Genomic DNA, 1,621 nt, shown 5'->3' with positions numbered 1-1,621 from the left:
CCCACTCCACGCTAACAACCTTTAATCCGCAAGCTAGATACTCATACATCTTTAGCGGATTTATACTATTTACTAAATCAGGATAATCCTTAACATTAAAAGGAATTATACCCACCTGCGAATTATATAAAAACGCAGGAATTTTATTATACGATATAGCTCCCAAAATATGCACGTTTTTTAGCTTCCTAAGCAAGGATAGATCTTTTTGCTCCGGACCTATTATAATAAAACTATAATTTGGCAAATTTTTAGCGCAATAATACACTAAATCCACATCAAACCAATCGTGTATTGCCCCTACGTAAATTACCCTAGGCTCAGAGATATCTTCAAGCTCCTGCGGCAAAGACCTATCGGCGGTCCTAAAAAAATCCAAATCGATACCATTCGGCAGATAGTGCATTTTAGATTTATCTTTTATTTGATCGTATTTTTCTTTTAAATTTTTCGCCGTATAAATGACTGCATTTACCTTATTCGCGATCTTTATCTCGGCGTCAAACTGTGTGTCCGAAACCGCGCCGAAGCCTTTTGAGTAATCAGCTATCCTTAAAATCGATTTTTTATAAGTTATGGTATCTAGCAAAAAACCAAACAATGGGCTATCGAACCACAATATATCAACTTCGCCAAAACCCCGCTTCTTTATAAAATTTAATAAATTTGGATACGTAAAATTTTGCCAATTATTTAAAACAAAATTTGACGATAAAAATGGTCTATTTTGAGGTGTAAAAAGAGAATGTGGAACATAATAAAAAATGCCCCCCGCACTTTCGCCTCCTTTGTTATAAATCCTTTCCCGCTCTTTTAATTCGCTACTATTTGCAAAAATTTTATGTATCGGCGAGATAGGATTTGAGATAAAAAGAACCTCATATCCTAGCTTTTTAAACGCTCTAGCATAATGATGACTGCCGACCTGAAACGGCGAAGTATAGTAATTCGCAACAGCCATTAAAACTTTTTTAGACATTTTTCATCAACCTTCCATACCCATTTGAATAAAACTCAAATTTACTATAATAAAATTCCCTGTTTGCCATATCAATAACCTCCAGCCCGCCCTCTTTTATCTCAAATTTTCTAATAATTTTTACGCCCTTGTATTCTGCGGCTAGGCTTATAAAATTTTCTCCGAAATCCGCCACTTCGCATCTACACTCCGCAAACATTCCAAATAGTCCTATCGCCCCCTCACCCCAACTATTTTGTTCCAAATCGCCTATAATCGGCACGTTGTGTGCCTTGACACTTCTAAATTCATTCCTCCTGCCGGGGATCGGAGTATAAAGATAGGTACCGGGATCCCTCGCTATGTCACGACCATCTATCCACAACTCGTAGCTCAGTTTGTCGTTGTGCGTATGCCCGCCGTGACCCCTTTGCCCGAGCGGCGTAGCGCAGACGGCGAGGTAAAATTTATCTGATTTAAAGATAAAAATCCTGCTGTCTGGATAAAATATATTTTTGATCTCTTGCGAATATGGAATTTTAAATTCCATACTTTTTCGGTGCGGCAGTTCGCTAAATTTTACACCCGAAGCGACCTGGCTTTTGTATGTTTTATCGCTTACTTGCAGCGTGCGTCCCGCAAGAGCCCTCGTAAAACTCCGCT

Annotated in this window: 2 protein-coding genes; both read right to left on the bottom strand. The window is 38.6% G+C overall.

From position 1 onward, the window contains the following. On the bottom strand, positions 1-979 hold a 979-nt coding region (locus Q0140_RS01415; RefSeq protein ID WP_297960896.1), incomplete at its 3' end, for a glycosyltransferase. Next, on the bottom strand, positions 972-1,621 hold a 650-nt coding region (locus tag Q0140_RS01410), incomplete at its 5' end, for a heparinase II/III-family protein (RefSeq protein ID WP_297960893.1). The genes Q0140_RS01410 and Q0140_RS01415, both read right to left, overlap by 8 nt.

Origin of the sequence: uncultured Campylobacter sp. (assembly GCF_938045405.1) — a bacterium.
Lineage (GTDB): Bacteria > Campylobacterota > Campylobacteria > Campylobacterales > Campylobacteraceae > Campylobacter_B.
Note: the sequence above shows the minus strand (reverse complement) of the source record. Positions and strands in the feature narration are given on the sequence as shown.